The 17,349-nt window shown below is 64.1% G+C and carries 16 protein-coding genes; 9 read left to right on the top strand and 7 right to left on the bottom strand.

Annotated features, from left to right (window positions below; all coding sequences use genetic code 11):
* Positions 1-35 precede the first annotated feature (35 nt).
* On the bottom strand, positions 36-710 hold the full coding sequence (locus tag ACWEO2_RS38395) for a S1 family peptidase (RefSeq protein ID WP_355177274.1): 675 nt from the start codon (positions 708-710) through the stop codon (positions 36-38).
* Positions 711-1,342: 632 nt separating this feature from the next.
* Here ACWEO2_RS38395 and ACWEO2_RS38390 point away from each other — a divergent pair.
* The 9 genes from ACWEO2_RS38390 to ACWEO2_RS38350 all read left to right on the top strand — a co-directional run bounded on the left by ACWEO2_RS38390 (position 1,343) and on the right by ACWEO2_RS38350 (position 10,853).
* Positions 1,343-2,161: an MlaE family ABC transporter permease gene (locus ACWEO2_RS38390; protein WP_354954159.1), complete on the top strand. Its 819-nt coding sequence runs from the start codon at positions 1,343-1,345 to the stop codon at positions 2,159-2,161.
* A 4-nt stretch (positions 2,162-2,165) separates the two neighbouring features.
* A complete protein-coding gene (locus tag ACWEO2_RS38385; protein WP_452409851.1) occupies positions 2,166-3,029 on the top strand; it encodes an ABC transporter permease in 864 nt (287 codons plus the stop codon).
* Between the two features lie 6 nt (positions 3,030-3,035).
* Positions 3,036-4,532 carry an MCE family protein gene (locus ACWEO2_RS38380; protein WP_452409850.1) on the top strand — a complete coding sequence of 499 codons (1,497 nt, stop codon included), beginning with the start codon at positions 3,036-3,038 and terminating at the stop codon, positions 4,530-4,532.
* On the top strand, positions 4,529-5,572 hold the full coding sequence (locus ACWEO2_RS38375) for an MCE family protein (protein WP_452409849.1): 1,044 nt from the start codon (positions 4,529-4,531) through the stop codon (positions 5,570-5,572). Before ACWEO2_RS38380 ends, ACWEO2_RS38375 begins: the two co-directional genes overlap by 4 nt.
* Positions 5,569-6,567: an MCE family protein gene (locus ACWEO2_RS38370; RefSeq protein WP_452409867.1), complete on the top strand. Its 999-nt coding sequence runs from the start codon at positions 5,569-5,571 to the stop codon at positions 6,565-6,567. Before ACWEO2_RS38375 ends, ACWEO2_RS38370 begins: the two co-directional genes overlap by 4 nt.
* On the top strand, positions 6,564-7,685 hold the full coding sequence (locus tag ACWEO2_RS38365) for an MlaD family protein (protein ID WP_452409848.1): 1,122 nt from the start codon (positions 6,564-6,566) through the stop codon (positions 7,683-7,685). Before ACWEO2_RS38370 ends, ACWEO2_RS38365 begins: the two co-directional genes overlap by 4 nt.
* The gene (locus ACWEO2_RS38360; protein ID WP_452409847.1) at positions 7,682-8,788 is read left to right on the top strand and encodes an MCE family protein; all 1,107 of its coding nucleotides are present in this window, start codon (positions 7,682-7,684) and stop codon (positions 8,786-8,788) included. Before ACWEO2_RS38365 ends, ACWEO2_RS38360 begins: the two co-directional genes overlap by 4 nt.
* A complete protein-coding gene (locus ACWEO2_RS38355) occupies positions 8,785-9,963 on the top strand; it encodes an MlaD family protein (RefSeq protein WP_452409846.1) in 1,179 nt (392 codons plus the stop codon). The genes ACWEO2_RS38360 and ACWEO2_RS38355 overlap by 4 nt, the downstream gene beginning before the upstream one ends.
* Before the next feature lie 170 nt (positions 9,964-10,133).
* Complete coding sequence (locus ACWEO2_RS38350; protein ID WP_452409845.1) at positions 10,134-10,853, top strand: hypothetical protein; 720 nt, start codon at positions 10,134-10,136, stop codon at positions 10,851-10,853.
* A 191-nt stretch (positions 10,854-11,044) separates the two neighbouring features.
* On the opposite strand, the gene ACWEO2_RS38345 is transcribed toward ACWEO2_RS38350, so the two are convergent.
* The 6 genes from ACWEO2_RS38345 to ACWEO2_RS38320 form a co-directional block, all read right to left on the bottom strand.
* Positions 11,045-11,650 (bottom strand): ribonuclease H family protein, encoded by a 606-nt coding sequence (locus ACWEO2_RS38345; RefSeq protein WP_354954143.1) that lies wholly within the window; start codon positions 11,648-11,650, stop codon positions 11,045-11,047.
* Between the two features lie 10 nt (positions 11,651-11,660).
* Positions 11,661-12,131, bottom strand: coding sequence for an SRPBCC family protein (locus ACWEO2_RS38340; protein ID WP_452409844.1), 471 nt, complete (start codon positions 12,129-12,131; stop codon positions 11,661-11,663).
* 148 nt (positions 12,132-12,279) lie between these two features.
* The gene (gene lhgO, locus ACWEO2_RS38335) at positions 12,280-13,458 is read right to left on the bottom strand and encodes an L-2-hydroxyglutarate oxidase (RefSeq protein ID WP_452409843.1); all 1,179 of its coding nucleotides are present in this window, start codon (positions 13,456-13,458) and stop codon (positions 12,280-12,282) included.
* Between the two features lie 19 nt (positions 13,459-13,477).
* Positions 13,478-14,101, bottom strand: a complete 624-nt coding sequence (locus ACWEO2_RS38330) for a hypothetical protein (protein WP_452409842.1) — start codon at positions 14,099-14,101, stop codon at positions 13,478-13,480.
* A 556-nt stretch (positions 14,102-14,657) separates the two neighbouring features.
* Positions 14,658-15,449, bottom strand: a complete 792-nt coding sequence (locus tag ACWEO2_RS38325; RefSeq protein ID WP_452409841.1) for a TIGR03084 family metal-binding protein — start codon at positions 15,447-15,449, stop codon at positions 14,658-14,660.
* A gap of 195 nt (positions 15,450-15,644) precedes the next feature.
* Positions 15,645-17,000: a hypothetical protein gene (locus tag ACWEO2_RS38320; RefSeq protein ID WP_452409840.1), complete on the bottom strand. Its 1,356-nt coding sequence runs from the start codon at positions 16,998-17,000 to the stop codon at positions 15,645-15,647.
* Positions 17,001-17,349 lie beyond the last annotated feature (349 nt).

Below are 17,349 nucleotides of genomic sequence, written 5' to 3'. Positions count from 1 at the left end.
CCGCTCACTCGGCGTTTCACTGATCCGGCAGTCGGCTAGATCGGATTGAAGCCAGCCCCGATGCTGCCGCGGGCATTGATATCACCCATGATCGAGCTCATATTGGTGCCGACCTCGGGGCCGAAGCAGGCGATGGCAAGGTAGGCGTTCACCATGCCGACCAGGGTGGTGCCGACGACGACCGGCGCGCCGGAATCACCCTCCACCACGCACATCTGCGCCCAGGTCTCCATATTCGTGCCGAAGAGATCGCCATAGGCGAGGCCACAGGTGTTGCCGGTGGTACGGCCTTCCTTGCAGACGATCATCGGGAACTGGGCCGGACCACCGATCCCGGTGATGGTGACGTTGCCGATCCGGTTGACCGGGACGATCTTGGCCGGATCGAACTGGATGATGGCGTAGTCGAGATCGTGGTTCGAGTAGACGAACTTGCCGATCACGCCAGCGCCACGGTCGGCCTCGGCCCATACTTGAGCGCCCGGGTCGCCGCAGTGTCCGGCGGTCAATCCGACCAACCGGCCCCCGCCGTCGTAACCGACCGTCGTGACAGTGCATTCGAACTGATTATCGATGATGATTCCCGACCCACCGCCGACAACGGTGGGTCCCGGCGCGGCATCCGCGGCCCCTGACCCCGTTGCGACCAGCGCCGCACCGAGAGCTACGGCGAAGGCGGCGTTGGCCACCTTGGCGAGTTTGCTGAACATGTCCCTCCAGACGTCGGAAGTCCGCACGATATCAATCTGTCGCACCCATCGTGTCAGTATTCGGTTCCGGGCGCGTGTCGTATCCGTCGCGATCCGATCGCGAGTCGCTCGAGAGGGTCCGTGGCGATCGCTCGCGGGTCGCTCGAATGGATCTGCTCTTCGGTGTCGATCGCGTCGGCGAGGCCTCACTTTTCGACATTTCGGATGCAGCGTCTCATTCTGCGCAATAGCGAATCTCTATAACAGTGTGCATCAGAAAGCGCGCAATAGTGTTTCAGTTCCGTTCGAACGGTGATTGCGCGAGCTATTCCAATCAGCACTTATTTTACATGAATATCATCCGCGCAAATAGTCGAACATGTCATATGCGGGGCAAATAGGGCCTGGTCGAACTGTAACTTGTTCCAGAAGTATCACGGTTAACTTTGGGACCGGTCCCAAGCTTCGAGCCGCTGCTCATAGCCTTTCTCCAACACTGACTCCGATCTATGACTGCAATCACACGAGGATGGTGTGTTCTGCACTACTCCGTAGTAAGGTGCGTCAAGCAAACAAGTCGTCGGGGTTTGGTTACCGGCGTCGAGAGGGGTTAGCCAGTGCAGTCGACCACGAGTCCACCAGCACGGTCACGGATGAGTGATGCGGTCGATTGGACGAAGGCCTACTGGGAAGACCATCCGAAGCGCTCATTGGAGACCTTCGGTAGACAGATCACGATGGGGTTCGCGGCAGTCGCGGAGTTGTTCATCGCGATATTCCGCCGCCGCTTTCCTTATCGTGAGTTCATCCGTCAGTGCGCCTTCATGTCGAGTGTCGCCGCGGCGCCGACGCTACTGGTCGCGATTCCCATCGGCGTAATCGTCTCCATCCAGGTCGGCGCGGTCGCCAGCCAGGTCGGTGCTACCTCGTTCATCGGTGCCGCGAACGGCCTCGGCATCATCCAGCAGGGCGCTCCGCTGGTCACCTCGCTGATGATCGCGGGCGCGGTCGGTTCGGCGATCACCGCCGATCTCGGTTCCCGCACCATCCGCGAGGAGATCGACGCGATGCGGGTGATGGGTGTGGATCCGCTGCGCCGCTTGGTCGCGCCTCGGCTCGGCGCGGCCATGCTGGTCAGTGTGCTGCTCTGCGGCTTTGTCGTTTTTGTCGGATTCTTGACCGGTTACATTTTCAATATTTTCGCGCAGAACGGCACCCCGGGTTCCTATGTCGGCACCTTCTCCTCGTTCGCCGTCACCATCGATCTTCTTGTCGCACTGGTGAAATCGTTGATCTTCGGGTTGCTCGCCGCGATCATCGCCTGCGATACCGGACTGAATACCCGTGGCGGTCCCGGTGGTGTTGCCAACTCGGTGAACTCGGCGGTCGTCAGTTCCGCGATCATGTTGTTCGGCGTGAACTTGATCATCACCCAGATCTACAACGTTCTTCTCCCCCCACAGGTGGTCTGAGCCGGTGTCTTCAACCTATATACCGCCGCTGCTGCGGCCACTTCTGCAAATAAAGAAGTCCGCGCAGGCCCCGGTCGATATGGTCGCGCGCCTGGGCCACCAGGTGTTCTTCTTCCTGCGGTCGGTGGGTTCGATCCCGTTGGCGCTGCGGCACTATCCGAAGGAAGTCTGGCGGCTGCTTTCGGATGTCACCTGGGGCAACGGCAGCCTGGTCGTCGGTGGCGGCACCATCGGCGTCATTCTCATCCTCAGCGCGTTCGGCGGGATGACGGTCGGCATCCAGGGCTATACCTCACTGAATCTGCTCGGCCTCAGCCCGATCACCGGCGCCATCTCGGCATTCGCGACCACCAGGGAATTGGGGCCGCTGCTCGCGGCGCTGGCCTTCGCGGCACAGGCCGGATGTCGATTCACCGCCCAGCTCGGTGCCATGCGGATCTCCGAGGAGATCGACGCGCTCGAGTCGATCGCGATCCGGCCGCTGCCCTATCTGGTCAGCACCCGGATGTTCGCGGCGATGATTGCCATCGTCCCGCTCTACTGCCTCGGCCTGGCCATGGCCTACATCTCGTGCTCGCTCACGGTGCAGCTCATCGGCAACACCTCCAGCGGTACCTACGCGCACTACTTCTATCAGTTCCTGATTCCAGGAGACGTCCTCTACTCACTGCTCAAGGCGATGGTGTTCGTCGCGATCACCACCTTCATCCAGTGCTACTACGGATTCTTCGCCTCGGGCGGTCCGGAGGGTGTGGGTGTCGCGGCCGGTCGGGCCATCAAAATGTGCATCATTGTCGTGGTATTCGCTGACCTGTTCATGACATTGGCGATCTGGGGCGTCAATCCCGGCATCCGGATCTCGGGGTAGGACGAAATGATCATCGATCCCAGTGGGCGCGGGCCCACCATGCGACAGCTGCTGATCGCGGGCGTCTGCGGACTCATTGTCTTCGCGCTGATCCTCGGCTTCCTGATGGCCAGGTACCGCGGCTATTTCGTGCCCAAGGTGCATGTGGTCGCTGATCTGCGAACCACCGGCGACGGGCTGCCGAGCGAGGCGGATGTGAAGTTCCGCGGCGTGCTGGTCGGCGCGGTCAAGGAGGTCGAGGTCGCCAACAAGGGCGAGCTGCAGAAGGTGCAGATCGACCTGAAGCCGGAGTTCGCGGGCGACATTCCATCGAATGTGACCGCGCGGGTGGTGCCGAGCAACCTGTTCGCCGTCACCTCGGTGGAACTGGTCTTCAACGGTCCCGCGGACCAGTACCTGCACGAAGGATCGGTTATCCCGGAGGACCAGAGCCAGGGCACCATCGCGCTGCAGGACACCCTCACCACCGTCCGGAGCATCCTCGCCAAGCTCGACCCGGTGCAGTTCGGCCGGGTGCTCGGCACGCTCTCGCAGGCATTGGACGGCAGCGGCCGGATGCCGGGCTCCACCATCGAGCGGTTGGACAAGTGGCTGACCTCGGTGGACGAATCCATTCCGAATCTCGGTGTGCTGCTCGATGATTTCTCGGCCTCGTTCCGCGCGCTCAACCAGTCCGCGCCCGAACTGCTCGATGTGCTGGGCAGTTCGGTGAAGACCGCGCAGACCATCGCGGATCACCGCGCCGCCCTGGTCGCCCTGATCAGTGGCACGGCGGGCACGGTGGATACGGTCAACGGCCTGTTCGCCCGCAACGGTGATATCGGCAAGCAGGTCACCGCGGGCACCAGCGATATGTTCGGCGCGCTCGCCGCGGATGCGAACTCGATCCCGGAAACCATCGCCTCGCTGAACAACTCGCTGCGCAAGCTGAGTACCACCTTCCACTGGGGTCCGCAGCGGCAGATGGTCTGGAACGCGGGCGTCACGCTCACCCCGTACCGCCCATACGAACAGGCGGACTGCCCGCGCTACGGCGACCTGCCCGGTCCGAGCTGCGCCACTGCGCCCGCGGTCTCCGATCCCGGATATCTGCCACAGTCGATGATGCCGCGTTCGCTGGAAACGGCGCAGGGCCTGGCGAAACTGCCACTGCCCGCTGGCTTCCCGGAGATCCCGGGTCTGACCTCGCCGGGTGATCCGCTCGCGCCGACGGCCGAGCCGACGCCGGTCAGCCCGTTCGCCGGTACCCCGCTGGAGGGTCTGTTCCCGAATCTGGTGCAGCCAGCACCGGGGGCGCAGCCCTCCGCCGGTCAGCCCGCGGCTCCGGCCACGCCCGCCCAACCGGCAAGTGCGCCGGTGACCGCCGGTCCGATTTCCTACCAGGGGGATGCCGCGATCGTGGCGCTGCTCGGTCGTCGGCCGACAGCGGCCGAATATCTACTGCTGAGCTCGGCAATGCGCGGCGGCACCCTGCAGGTCGGCGAAAGCGGTACTGCCAAATGAGCATTCGTAAACCACTGATCGGCTTCGGCCTCTTCGCGATCGTCTCGATCCTGGTCACCGTCGTCGTCTGGAATACGCTGGCGCGGGTCGTGGAGGGTGATACCAACACCTACACCGCGACCTTCAGCGATGTGCTCGGCCTGCGCGAGGGCGATGACGTCCGGATGGCTGGCGTGCGGGTCGGCAAGGTCGAGAAGATCGAGCTCACCCGCGATTCCAAGACCAAGAAGTCCGTCGCCAATGTGACATTCATCGTGCAGCGCAACCAGACGGTGTACGACGACACCAAGGCACTGGTGCGCTACCAGAATCTGATCGGCCAGCGCTATATCGCGCTGTCTCCCGGCAAGGCGGCGAGCCCGGCGGCGTTGAAGAACAAGGCCACCATTCCGCTGGAGCGCACCGAACCGTCGTTCGACGTGTCCGGACTGCTCAACGGATTCCAGCCGCTGTTCCAGGTGTTGCAGCCCGAACAGGTGAACCGGCTCTCGGAAACCTTCATCCAGGCATTGCAGGGTGACGGTGTTTCGTTGAGCGCGTTCATCACCCAGGCCGCGACCCTGGCCACGGATTTCCAGCGCAGGGACGCGATTCTCAGCGATGTGATCACCAACCTCAGCGGCGTCATGTCCGGGTTGGCCAAGCGAGGTGATGAATTGGAGACCCTGGTTACCCAGACCCGGGCACTGATCGGCGGCCTGTACGACCAGGGCCAGTCGCTGCAATCGTCCACGGTGCAGATCGCGGATGCGACCAGTGGCCTGGTCGACATGTTGGCCAAGATCCAGCCGAAGCTGGCGACCGCACAGGATTCGACGAGCGCGGCGCTGACGCTGTTGATCGCCAACGGCGCGAAGCTGGATCAGGCCGCGATCGACCTGCCCTCGGTGCTGGCCGACCTCGGCAGGTTCACCCAGGACGGCGCCTACGCCAACGCGTACTTCTGCAAACTGGATGTCTCGCTGTACGGCGTCCTGCTCCCCCGCGGCCTGCTCACCCAGATCGGCGGCAACGGACAGTCGGCGGTGTGCCGCCCATGATGACCAAGATCAAGGAGAGGTTCAACAGCAACCGGTACTTCTGGTTGGGTGTCATCGGCGCCGTCGTCATCATTGCCCTGCTGATCGGCTCGAGCGTGTACAAGCTGATCGGCGTCGGTGAGCAGACGGTCAAGGCCGAGTTCGTGCAGACCGCCGGGGTCAAGGTCGGTGACAAGGTCAATGTGGCCGGTGTCCCGAGCGGGCATGTGGCCGGTGCGAAGCTCGAGAACGGGCATATCCTGCTCACCCTCAGCGTGAACAGCGACGTCGAGCTCGGGCCCGATGCCAAGGCCTCGATCAAGATGGCGACGCTGCTCGGCGCGCGCTACGTCGATCTCGAACCGGGTGACGGATCGGGACTGAAGGACAGCCGAATTCCGTTGGCCAACACCTCGGTTCCGTACAACCTGGCCGATGTGGTCGAGTACGGCACCCCGAAGTTCGAGGCGCTCGACACCAAGCAGCTGGCCACCTCGCTCGACCTGATCAACAAGCAGATGGGCGATTCACCCGCGCTGACGGCGCAGGCGCTGGACAGCGTCGGCGCGCTGGCGAAGGTGCTGGATTCACGCAAGGCGGAGGTCGACAGCCTGCTCAAGGATCTCGACCGGGTTACCAGGATTCTCGGCGACAACCGCAACAGCGTGCTGTTGGTGATCACTCAGGGCGAGGCCATCGCCAACCGGGTGATGGAACGCCAGAACCTGCTGCGGCAGCTGCTCGACAATGTATCGACGCTGAGCCGTCAGTTGCAGGCGATCGGCGCGGCCAATAACAACCAGCTCGGTCCGACCATCGCGCAGTTGAACACCATGGCCGAGGGTCTGCAGAAGAATAAGGACAACCTCGACCGGCTGTTGCAGATCATGCCGGTGTCGGTGCGCTACTTCAACAATGCATTGGGCAACGGTCCATACGGTGAGGTCGGCACGCCGTGGGTCTTCCCCGACAACTGGTTGTGCTTCGCCCACATGATCGAGGGGTGCCAGGGATGAAACTGACGCGAATCAACCTGCGGCGGCCCAAACTTCGGCATTTGGCCAAACCGGTGATGATCAGTGCCGCGGCCTTGGCCGTCGGCAGTTGCTCGCTGGTGCCGAGTTCGGTGAACAGCGCACTGGGCAACACGATGACGATCACCGCGGACTTCGAGAACATCGCGGGCGTATTCGAGGGCAACCCGGTCACTGTGCTCGGATTGCAGGTCGGCAAGGTCGACAAGATCATTCCCAAGGGCACCCTGGTCGAGGTGCACATGACGATCGATAAGGACGTCAAGATCCCGAAAGATGCGATGGCCGCGATCGTTTCGCCGTCCATCGTGACCGACCGGCACGTCGAACTCACCCCGGTCTACACCCAGGGCGAGACCATGTCCGCCGGCACGCATCTGCCGAAGGCGAAGACCAAGACGCCGGTCGAGCTGGACACCATGCTCGAGACCATCGATCAGTTCGCCGCGGCGCTCGAGCCGAAATCGGGCACCGAGGGTATCGGCCCGCTCTCCGGCCGGGTGCTCTACCCGATGTTGAACGGCAATGGCGAGAAGATGCGCGACACCCTCAATGCGCTCTCCGGTGCGTTGAAGGTCGGTGTCGACAATAAGGACGCGGTCGCCAATATCATCGTCAAGCTGAACGAGCTGACCACGATGCTTGCCGAAAACGACCAGTCCGTACGCGATTTCAGCAATCGGGTGACGCAGATGACCGGGCTGCTGGCCGATCAGGCCCCCGGGCTGCAGGCCACGCTGCAACAGCTCAACGACTTCCTGTCCAATACGAGTTCGGTATTCGTGCAGTACCAGGATCAGCTGGGGAGTTCACTCGCCGGTCTGACCGCGGTGACAGATCAGTTGCGCGCCAACGCCCGCGGTATCACCGAGGTCGCCGACTTGACGCCGCTGCTGATGCAGAACCTGGACCGGTCGATGAACCGGGAGCTGGGCTACGTCCGGCTGCACGGCAACCTGCCGACCTTCCTCAACGGCGAACTGCTGAGCGTGTTCTGTGAACGGATTCAGATGCGCTCGGATGGCTGCCGGACCGGCAAGATCGAGGACCTTGGCCCTGACCTGGGGATTACGGCGGCACTGCTGGGGATGACCAAATGAACGCACGGTTCACATGCAAAGCCCGCCGCGCGCTGATCGCACTGGCCGCGGCATCCGGGGTGGCCGTCACCTCCGGATGTGGTCTCACAGTGGAGAATCTGCCGCTGCCCAAACCGGGCATGGCCGGTGAAACCTACACCATACAAGCGAAATTCGAGAACGCGCTGAACCTGCCCGATCAGGCGAAGGTGAAGATCGGTGGCTCCGATGTCGGTGTGGTCTCCAATATCAAGACCAAGAACTTCGAGGCCATTGTCGATCTGAAGATCAGCAAGGACATCGAATTGCCGGTCGGCAGTACGGCGGAACTGCGCCAGGCCACCCCGCTCGGCGATGTGTTCGTCGCGGTGTCCAAGGCCAAGGCGGAGCCGGGTACGCCGATGCTGCACGAAGGCGACGTCCTCGGCCTGGACAAGACCTCGGCGGGCGCCACCGTCGAGGAGCTGTTGATCTCGGTTTCGTTGCTGTTCAACGGCGGCGGCGTGGCCGCGCTGACCAAGCTGACCTCGGAGTTGGATTCCATTGTCGGCGGTCGCGGTGATCAGATGGCGCATCTGATCACCGAAATGACCGGCGTGGTAGGCAGTTTGAACGATAACAGCGCGCGCGTGGACAGCGTGCTCGCCCAGTTCAGCTCGCTGGCCAACACCATCGAGGGCAGGCATGCGGAATTGGGTCAGGTCGCCGATACACTGCCGCAGATGATCGGCGCCATCGCGGAGAACAACCGCGCCATCGGCGATCTGCTGCAGAAGATTTCGGTGACCAGTGCGGCGCTCGGTGACTATGCCAACACCTCCAGCGATAAACTGGGCGACCTACTCGACAATGTGCACAAGCTGATGAACGCACTGTCGCAGACCGAGCAGAACTTCGGTCCTGCCTTGGATGCGCTGCACGATATCCGCGGTGGGGTCGACGCGTCCTTCCGCGGTAACAGCCTCGCGGTCTACGCCACCATCACCAATCTCCACAACCTCAGCTTGTTGTCGGATCCGGGGCAGGGCAAGTTCTTCGATGGCCGCGATCTCAGCGACTTCGCGGGCAGCCTGATCACCGTCCTGCAGGCGATTCAGGGACGACTGCAGGGGGGTCACCGATGAGTTGGCTCGGCAAATTGATGCAGCGCAAGATGCTGTTGTCCACCATCGGCCTGGTGCTGGTGTTCATCGTCGGGGCCAGCTATCTGCTGGTGAGCGTCATGCGGGTGAATCCGCTCAAGTCGACCTATGCCGTGACAGTCAACCTGGACCGCTCCGGTGGTCTGCAGCCGGGCAACGATGTGACCTTGCGTGGCTATCGCATCGGCAAGGTGACCTCGATCGAGTTGGTCGACCGCGGACAGTCGATCGCCGCGAAGACCGAAATCGATTCGAAGTACAAGATTCCCTCCGACACCAGTATCTCGGTGGGCGCGCTGTCCGGCGCCGGTGAGCAGTACATCGACTTCCGGCCGAATGTCGAGCAGGCACCGTATCTGCGCGACGGTTCGGTCATCAAATTCGATGCGGCCAAGATCAAGACCCCGACCCCGATCTGGGCGGTGCTCGACAACTCCAGTGCGCTGATCTCCCAGGTCGATCCGGATAAGTTCAGTGTCATTCTGACCAATCTGGACATCGCGCTCAGCGGTGGCCCGGATCAGTTGCGCGGCATGGTGAACGGCATCAGCCTGGCCATGGCCGGTTTCGACAATCTGCTGCCGCAGACCACGAATCTGATCTCCAACCTGCGCACCATCGCGAACACCACCTCGAACGCGCAGCCCGATCTCGCAACGCTGACCCGCAATTCGGGCCAGCTGTTCGACCAGTTCAACAATGCCAACGCCGAATTGCAGGCGGTGCTGGAGAAGGCACCGGGACAGCTGACCAGTCTCGGTGCGGTGCTGGACAAGACGAGCGACCCGATCACCAGTCTCGCGGCCAACTTCGCCGCGATGACCAAGGCCGCGCAGCTGCGGATTCCGGCGCTGCAGGCGCTGTTCCCCTCCCTGAACATCGGGTTGTCCGCCGCCGGTGTGCCCGCGCACGACAACGAGTTCTACGCTGTCGCGGATATCTGGATTCGGCCGATCTGCCAGTACAAGCACACGCCGATTCGCAATGAGGTGGTCCAGGACGGCTCGCTGCCCAAGTGGAACTACTGCGAGAATCCGCCGCCCGGACTGCAGGTTCGCGGTTCGGCAAATGCGCCGCGGCCGAATGTGCCGGATAACGGTGCGCAGATGCCGCCGGGCGCGAATCCGAATGACATGACCCCGCCGCCGCTGCGGTGAGTCAGTTGACACAACGAGCGGTACGTATTCGCCGGTGCGTTACCCCGGCCCGGCAGTGAAATCCGAGGCCGGGAATACTGCCCCGCAGAGTGCGAACGGTTCGTTCGACGCGGGCCGACAACGCAATATCGGTGCGCTCGGGTGCGCCGGGAAAGTGCAGGATTGTATCGATGTCCACTGATGATGTCGGCGCCGAGAACCAGAACTCGGACGCCCCGAAAGAGGACGCCAAGGCCGACGTGCCCGCCGAGGACAAGACCGTCGAGATCGGGAAGTCCGGCGATGCGGCTGCCCCGAAGTCCGAGCCGAAGCAGACGGACACGCTGGCCAAGGGCGCGGCGCAGCCGGCTCCACAGCATGGCGGCAAGGAACGGGGCACGATGGTGCCCATCGTCGCCGCATTCGTCGCCGGCGTGCTGCTGGTCGCGGCGGTGACCGCCGTTATCGTCTTCTACCGGCAGGCGAGCAATCGCGGCGACCAGTTGGACGCGCACGCGGCGGCCACCACGGCCGCGTGCGAGTACGGCAAGCTGATCTCCACCTACGATCCGCAGACCATCGACGACTACCTGAAGAAGGTGGACGCCGCGTCGGCCGGTGAGTGGAAGGACCAGTTCGCCAAGCTCGGTCAGGATCTCAAGGGTGTGGTCGTCGACGCCAAGGCCTCCTCGTCCACCTACGACATGCAGTGCGGCTTCCAGTCCGGCGATACCGAAAGCGCGAAGGTGCTGGTGGTGATCGGTCAGACCACCACCAATGTGAATATCGCCGCCGCGAACAAGCCGCCGAGCAAGGTCGAACTCGTGGTGGTCGCCGGTCTGCAGAAGGTCGGCGACAAGTGGCTCGTCGACAAGTTCGACCTGCCGATCCTCAAGCAAATGGGCAACTGAGTTGCTGCCGAGCTGGCGCTAGGCCCCGGAGTTGGGCGGACCAATAGCGGCCCTGGATCGGAGTTGGCCACGCTGAGTTCGCGAAGCACTCCTACCGATAGCCGTGATGAAACGCCTCCGGGCGGGTGGGAATGGCACCACCCGCCCGGAGGTCTTTTCCGGCGGTCTTGCGCCCGGTCGCGCCGGCGGTCTCAGAACAGGGTCAATGCCTGAGGTGCTGGCGCGACCGGCTTCCCCGCGGACCGCGGCCGGGAGGTCTTGGCTGCCCCGGCCGAATTGCCGAGGGCGGTGGTCTTTTCGGTCTTGTGCTCGACTACCGGCGGCAGCTCGGGGAGTTCCGCGGTCGGCACCTCACCGGCGGCCGCGGAGGCCGCGGCCTGTCTGGCCGCCTCGCCCGCGAGGGTATCGGCCATCTCGTTGAAGTAATTGCCGACATGTCCACGCACCCAACGGAACCGGACCGGTCCCGGCCGGGAGGCGATGGCCCGGTCGATCTGCTTGATGAGTTCGACGTTCTTCACTGCGCCGCCGGTGGCGGTGCGCCAGCCATTGATGCGCCAGCTGGCGATCCATTCCGACGCGCACTTGATCGCGTATAGCGAATCACTCTCGATGAGCAGCGGCTCCTCGCTGGGATGGGCGACTATCGCTTCCAGCAGCGCGCGCAACTCCGCGACCTGATTGGTTCCGGTGGCGGCTCCCCCGCTGCGCGAGCCGCCCTGATGATTGACCCAAGCCCAGCCGATGGCGCCGCCGGGATTGCGGAGGCAGGATCCGTCGGTGCTCACGATGATCATGGCTGGCACCCTACGCAATCCGACCGACAAGATCGGTACCGTGGAATTCCTCTATCTCCCTTCGCAACTGAGACTCGGTGCGCCGCAGCGCCGAGCGCACGGCGGAATCCACCAGGCGCAGGCACAGGCGGCCGAAGAGTCCACTCGGTGGAGCGTACTCCGCCTCCGAAGTCAGCACCGAGCGTCCATAGCCGAGTGGGTCGAAGCGCAGTCGCAAAGTTCCCGACAACCGTCCGTGTAACGTGTAGCCGATCACCACATTGCGCCGGTATTCGGTGATCTCGCATGTCACGGTCGGCCGCCACAACCCGAACCTGGCGCGGGTCGTGAAGACTGCGCCGAGCCCCTGGTCGAGCTCGCCTTTCGGCTCGAACGCGGCGACACCGAACATCCAATCCGGCACGAACTGATGGTTGTCCGTATAAGTGAAGGCCACCTCGACCGGGGCTCCGACGTCGCTCGCGTACCTGATGTGGCCCATAGGCCCTCCCTGTTGGCTGTCGCTAAAAGTACTACAGCTTTCCTCTTTATTGGAGTGGTTGCCCGCAATTTGGTTGGGCTGCTTTCCACATCGGCGACCGGTTGGTCGCTTGGTTTGCTGGGATGGGCGACTCAGCTACCGAATCGGGTCAGAGTTGGTCGACGATGTATTCGGCGATCGGCATCGCGGAGGTGGCCGCCGGGGACGGGGCATTGAGCACATGGACCGAGCGCGGCGTGCGCTCGATCATGAAGTCGTGCACCAGGGTGCCATCGCGCAGTACCGCCTGCGCGCGGATCCCCGCCTCGCGCGGCCGCAGGTCCGCGACCGTCAACTCGGGGCAGTACCGTCGGCATTCGGCCAGGTAGCCGTGCTTGAACAGCGAGTTGCGCAACTCCCGCAGCCCGGTCCGCACATGCGCGCGAGCGACCCGGTGGAAGCCGGGAAAACCCAGTACCGCACGGGCGTCGCGGGCGTCGAAACTGCCCTTGCGATAGCCCTCCCTGGCCAGGCCGAGCACCGCATTGGGGCCGACGGTCAGCGCGCCGTCGATCGTCGGACTCAGGTGTACGCCGAGGAATGGCAGTGCGGGATCGGGGATCGGATAGATCAGCGTGCGCACCAATCCGGTTCGGCTGGACGGTAGCTGGTAGTACTCGCCGCGGAACGGCACGATGCGAAAATCGGTTTGCAGGCCCGCCAGCGCGGCCATCCGGTCGGCCTGCAGACCCGCGCAGACCACCAGGGTGCGCGCGGTCCAGGAGCCCGCGGGGCCGGATGCGGTGACCGCGTCGGTGGTCTCGGTGAGTTCGGTGATCTTCGCGCCGAGCACGATCTCGCCGCCCGTGGCCCGGACCTCATCGGCGAGTGCCGTGGTGACGCGGGTGAAATCGATAATGCCGGTGGCGGGCACGAACATGGCGCCGACGCCGGTCACATGTGGTTCTCTGCGGGTGAGTTCGGCGGCGTCGATCAGTTCGACATCGACGTCATTGGCGACCGAGCGTTCGTGCAGCGCGAGCATTCGCCCGTGCTCGGCGGCATCGGTGGCTACCAGCAGCTTTCCGCAGACCTCGAACGGTATGCCGTGCGCCGCAGCGAAATCCTTGGTCCAGGCGGCGCCCTGCCTGCACAGCCGTGCCTTGAGACTGTCCGGCGGGTAGTAGATGCCGGAATGGATGACACCGCTGTTGTGCCCGGTCTGGTGCGTGGCCAGGGCGCTGGCCTTGTCGACGAGCACGAGGCTCGCGCCGGCATGGCGTTGCAGAATCCGATGCGCCGTGGCGACTCCGACGATCCCGCCCCCGATGACACAGAAGTCGTACATGGGACGCAGAGTAGGCGGACTACACCACGATGGTGCGGTTCGCCGTCATCGTGGCGGGATTCGGTGCCGCGTCGGCCGTGGTCGGCGCGTCGGTGGCGGGTGCGGTCGAGTCGTCGACGCTTGGCGCGTGTTTCGTGGCGGGCGCGGGATAGCGCTGCAGCCGGAGTCCGTGTTCGCCGAGGGTCGGATCCGAGAAGGCCAGTGTCACTTCGCCATTGTGTGTATCGACCTCGGCGCGCAGCAGGGTGATACCGCCGGGATCGGCGTGGATGCCGAACCGCTCCCGGACCGGTTCGGCGAGTACGAGATCCGCCAGTGTGGTCAGTGCATCGGTATCCACCGTGACGGCGACGGAATTCGCGCGGCCGGTGGCGACCTGCGCGCCGACATATGCGGTGCCGACCCGCAGTTTGCCGCCGATTCCGGCGGGCACCGCGGTCGGCGAATCGGCATTGGCCGCTGTGGTTTTCGCGGTGTCGGCCACGGACTCGGCGGGAAAGCGGGCGAACAGTGCGGGCAGATCGCGACTTCCGCCGCTCAGCAGTGCATCCGGGAACTCGGGTCCGGAGTCGGTGCCGATAGCCGGGATGGTGCGCGCCGGTGCTGCCGCGATTTCGCCGGTGGTGTGCCGGGTTTCGGCCATCTGATGGACGATATAGGCCCCGGAGGCCACCGTGAGGCTGAGGCTGGCGGTGCCCGCGAGGACGATGGCAGCGTGCCGCGCGATCTGGGCAGGCTTGTGTGCTGGGTTGGATCCGCGGCGCCCTCCGTGCGCGCGTATACCTTGCGGGGTACTGTCTTGCCGGCCCCCACCGCGTTCCTCCGGGCCCGTCGCTCCCACCGCTGGCACGATGCGTTCCTTTCCCTCCGCCCCTGGTCCCCTCGTCGGCACGGCCCGCATCGTTGAAAGCCGTACAGGTGTCCAGGTTACCGCGGTGGCGGCAGGTGACGCCGCGTGGGGGAGATCAGCATCACAATCCCCAGGTGGCCGGCACGATGGCGAACTCGAGCCGATCGGCGTCGTTCATGTTTCCGCCAGCTGACAACGGGGTAAATAGACATAGCTGGCGAGCGTCATTCTCGACTGCCACATCGAGACACCCGGCCAACGGCGTCCGGCCGACACGAACGGCGCACCCAAGTGTGGCGCTCGCCCGCTCCGCTTCCATCGGTGGACCGGGTGTTTCGGATTCGGCGGGTCAGTCGAACTGGCCCGCTGCCCGTCCCGTTCCCGTCGGTCCCGCGAAAGCCTGTGCGATGGTGAGCCATTCGGCAGCGTCCGCACCTTCGGTTTCGAGTGCGAGGTCATCGCGGTGGCGGCGCTGCGTCACCAGCAGACAGAAATCCAGGGCCGGACCGGTCACGCGTTGCGTGGCGTCCTCGGGTCCCCACGACCAGATGTCGCTGTCGGGTGCGGTGAGTTCGACCCGGAATTCCTCGGCCGGTGCGTTCTTGCCGTGCACCGTGTAGGCGAAATTCCTGGTCCGCACGCCGATATGGGCGACCGTGCGCAGCCGGGCGGTCGGTGTTCTGGTCACCCCGAGTGCGTCGGCGACGTCCTGGCCGTGCGCGAAGGTCTCCATAATGCGGGCGCTGACCATCGACGCCGGGCTCATCGGCGGTCCGAACCACGGCAGCTTGGTGCCGGACGGGACCGCGCGCAGGGCATCGATCAGATCGTCGCGGCCCCGGCGCCAGCGGTCGAGCAGTTCGGCGGCGGGTGTGCTGGCCGCCTCCTCGGCGGCCGCGTCGACGAAGGTCAACACCTTGGGGGCGGCATCCTCGAGCAATTTCGCGAAGCCGTCGGCATCGGCGGCGGCCATCGTGGCTACCTCATCGGTCCAGGCCAGATGCCCGATCTGATGGGCGATGCTCCAACCGGGGGCTGGCGTGGGCTGCGACCAGTCCGCCGGTGCCAGTGCGGCGACGATTCGTTCCAGTTCGGTGCATTCGTCGGAGAAATCGCGCAGCAGCGCGTCGAGGTCAGCCATCGGTTTCCTGTCTCGTTCGCGGCGTGCTCGAATCCCTGCGCAGGCTGCCTCCGCCGGGCCCATCGCTCGCGCCGGGCCCGGCGAGGCGCACTACTTCGTACGCCGTCGCGGTTCAGCATCGCAGCGGCTCCGAAAAAATGCAAGCATGCGTGCTTGTATTTGCGCCGGACCGCTCTGCTGCCCGAGTGGGGCCGGTTACCAGCCGAAAATCGTCAGGTGGGCGGCGCCGACCACCAGGCCGAGCAGCGCGCCGTGCAGGTACAACAGCCAGGCATCCTGTTCGACCGAGGCGTAGAACATCTCCATGAACTCCCCCGGGGTGAGGTCCTGGAGCTTGCGCGCCGCGAACTCATCGATCTTCTTGGCCTGTTCGAGGGTGAACGCCTCGTCCTCGACCAGACTCGGGGCCAGACCGACCGCGGCACCGGCCGCACCGACCTTGAGATTGTCGAACTGGCGGCGGCCGAAGGCGACGCGCACGATCGAGGTGGTCGGGCCGAGCTGGCGATGGATCTCATCGGAGACCAGCCGCTCGATCAGCTGCCGGGTCTTATCGCCATTGGGGCCGTCGAGCAGTTCCTTGGACAGGTTCGGCAGCGTGAGCACCTGGTAGGCGAGGATGTGCGCGAGATCGGTGGCGGCCTGCGGCTGCCGCTTGGCCAGCAGCGCCTGCTTCCACAGGTATTTGTAGCGCGGCTGCGGATCGCCCGGTTCGAAGACCATTTTGACGGCGATGACATTGACGATCACGCCGATCGCCGCGCAGGCCAGCAGCACGATCACCCAGCCCGGCACCCACCCGAGCACCGGAATGGTGTGGTGCACATGCATATACAGTGCGAGCAGCAGGCCGAACGGCGCGCCGAGCAGGCCGATCCGCACCATGAATCGCAACTCCGGTGCGGCGATGGTGGTGGTCAGATCCTTCAGGATGTACGGGTTTTCCCGCAGATAGCGGATGACAAAGGATTTGATATCGATGAGCTGGTCGACATTGTCGCCGAGCGATTCGAAGGCCCGCTTGGTCAATGCGGGCAATTCCCGATCGACCCGTTGATAGATGATCTGTTTCATGGTCTTGGGCACGCCGCGCCACAGATCCGGATTCTCCCGATACATCAACTCGTCGACCAGGGGCTGCACCTGCTTGCTCGCGAGTATCGCGAGGTAGTCGGCAATACCCTGCAGATCCAGTTCGTGTATGAAATCGCGCGGACTGCCGATGCGCATGAGCGCCTTGTCGACACAAATACTGGCCATCTTCTCGGCACGCGCCGGAATGAAGCCCTGGAATCCGAACCGGCGGCCGTCGCCGGAGAATGTCGGCAGCACCTGGACCCGGCGCGGAAAATACGGATACAACACCTGCAGGCCCGGAATCCGGATACCGCGGAATATGATGGGCCAGAACAGCATCAGCACACCGGTCCAGTTGGTGAGCCATCCGGCGAGCGCACTGAAGATCGGGAAGGTGATCAGATCGACGCTGAACTTGGACAGGCCGGTCAGCTGTTCCCAATCGATGAACACTCCGGAGGCGAGTGTTGTCATCGTGGGATCCCCCTAAGCCTTAGCGACTGCCTACCGGTCGCTAGATATCCCGGTTCTGAGACATCTAGTTGCCAACATTCTCATCGGCTCGGACGGGGTGTCAATGCTGGCCCGTCGCTGGTGGTGGCATTGGGCCTGTTCGAGTGGGCGGTCCGCATCCTCCTGCGCATCGGATTCCGCCGGGGCGGGCGGGCGTACGGCAGGCGATTCTGGACAGCTACGAATCCGAGCGCCGCCCGCACGCCAAGGCGATGATCGATGATCGCGGTCAGCTTCCACGACAGGTTGTCCGCATCGTGCACGCCCGAGTTCATGCCCTGCCCAGCTTTCTGATGAAACCATCAGATGA

The organism is Nocardia sp. NPDC004278 (assembly GCF_053602975.1).
The sequence above is the reverse complement of the archived record's forward strand: the minus strand, read 5'-3'. Positions and strand labels throughout refer to the sequence as shown.

Coding starts and splice junctions, on each gene's coding strand:
- ACWEO2_RS38390 (WP_354954159.1), top strand. CDS start 1,343: ATGAGTGATGCGGTCGATTGGACGAAGGCCTACTGGGAAGACCATCCG.
- ACWEO2_RS38360 (WP_452409847.1), top strand. CDS start 7,682: ATGAACGCACGGTTCACATGCAAAGCCCGCCGCGCGCTGATCGCACTG.
- ACWEO2_RS38325 (WP_452409841.1), bottom strand. CDS start 15,449: ATGGCTGACCTCGACGCGCTGCTGCGCGATTTCTCCGACGAATGCACC.
- ACWEO2_RS38345 (WP_354954143.1), bottom strand. CDS start 11,650: ATGATCATCGTGAGCACCGACGGATCCTGCCTCCGCAATCCCGGCGGC.
- ACWEO2_RS38380 (WP_452409850.1), top strand. CDS start 3,036: ATGATCATCGATCCCAGTGGGCGCGGGCCCACCATGCGACAGCTGCTG.
- ACWEO2_RS38350 (WP_452409845.1), top strand. CDS start 10,134: ATGTCCACTGATGATGTCGGCGCCGAGAACCAGAACTCGGACGCCCCG.
- ACWEO2_RS38395 (WP_355177274.1), bottom strand. CDS start 710: ATGTTCAGCAAACTCGCCAAGGTGGCCAACGCCGCCTTCGCCGTAGCT.
- ACWEO2_RS38370 (WP_452409867.1), top strand. CDS start 5,569: ATGATGACCAAGATCAAGGAGAGGTTCAACAGCAACCGGTACTTCTGG.
- ACWEO2_RS38365 (WP_452409848.1), top strand. CDS start 6,564: ATGAAACTGACGCGAATCAACCTGCGGCGGCCCAAACTTCGGCATTTG.
- ACWEO2_RS38320 (WP_452409840.1), bottom strand. CDS start 17,000: ATGACAACACTCGCCTCCGGAGTGTTCATCGATTGGGAACAGCTGACC.
- ACWEO2_RS38340 (WP_452409844.1), bottom strand. CDS start 12,131: ATGGGCCACATCAGGTACGCGAGCGACGTCGGAGCCCCGGTCGAGGTG.
- ACWEO2_RS38330 (WP_452409842.1), bottom strand. CDS start 14,101: ATGGCCGAAACCCGGCACACCACCGGCGAAATCGCGGCAGCACCGGCG.
- lhgO (WP_452409843.1), bottom strand. CDS start 13,458: ATGTACGACTTCTGTGTCATCGGGGGCGGGATCGTCGGAGTCGCCACG.
- ACWEO2_RS38375 (WP_452409849.1), top strand. CDS start 4,529: ATGAGCATTCGTAAACCACTGATCGGCTTCGGCCTCTTCGCGATCGTC.
- ACWEO2_RS38355 (WP_452409846.1), top strand. CDS start 8,785: ATGAGTTGGCTCGGCAAATTGATGCAGCGCAAGATGCTGTTGTCCACC.